This is a genomic window from Gilliamella sp. GillExp13, assembly GCF_001690815.1.
Lineage (GTDB): Bacteria > Pseudomonadota > Gammaproteobacteria > Enterobacterales > Orbaceae > Gilliamella > Gilliamella bombi.
This window is the reverse complement of record NZ_LZHJ01000097.1, coordinates 1-856: the sequence shown is the minus strand read 5'-3', so window position 1 is coordinate 856 and position 856 is coordinate 1. Positions and strand designations below refer to the sequence as shown.

Sequence of the window (856 nt, the reverse complement as noted above, 5' to 3'; positions counted from 1 at the left end):
CGCTACGCAAAGAGAATAAACGCTTGTTAATGGAGAATGATATCCTAAAGCAAGCGACGTTGATAATGGGAAGAAAATCGAGTTAATTTTACATAATAAGCATCGATACAGCTTACGTGCATTATGTCGATGTTTAAATGTAACCCGAAATCGTTTCTATTATCAACGGCAATTAACGCAGCAATCACAAGATATATCACTGAGTGAAATAGTGGGTGAAATTTTTAATACTAATTATCGTGCTTATGGTACAAGGCGTCTGCAAGCAGAGCTGAGAAAGCAAGGCATAACCGTATCTCGACGCCGAATAGGTCGAATCATGGCGAAAAATGGCTGGGTTTCGAAATACACCTGTAAAAAATATTGTATTCATACAGAAAAAAGCAATGAATCGCCGGTGGGGAATGAACTGAATCGAGAATTTAATATAGGTCAACCACGAAAGATATTGGTGACCGATTTAACCTATGTAAGGGTTAAACAACGTTGGCACTACCTTTGTGTAATTGTTGATATCAGTAATCGAGAAATAGTGGGGCGAAGTGCTGGCAGGCATAAAACAGCGGCACTGGTCATGCAAGCTATGAGTCAAATTCCAATGAACTTACAGACGATTGAGTTGTTTCATTCTGATAGAGGAAAAGAGTTTGATAATCATTTGATTGATGAATGTTTAACAGCATTTGGAATTAAACGGTCCTTAAGTCGCAAAGGCTGCCCCTATGATAACGCAATTGCAGAAAGCACATTCAAAGCAGTGAAAAGAGAATTTGTGTCAAATACTATTTTTGATTCACTGGCGCAACTTAAATTGGAATTTAATCACTATGTGGATTGGTTTAATTATAATCGACTT

General features: G+C 37.6%; 1 protein-coding gene. It reads left to right on the top strand.

From position 1 onward, the window contains the following. Positions 1 to 76 precede the first annotated feature (76 nt). Positions 77 to 856: IS3 family transposase (locus tag A9G37_RS06795; RefSeq protein WP_255306871.1), on the top strand; the 780-nt coding region annotated here is incomplete at its 3' end.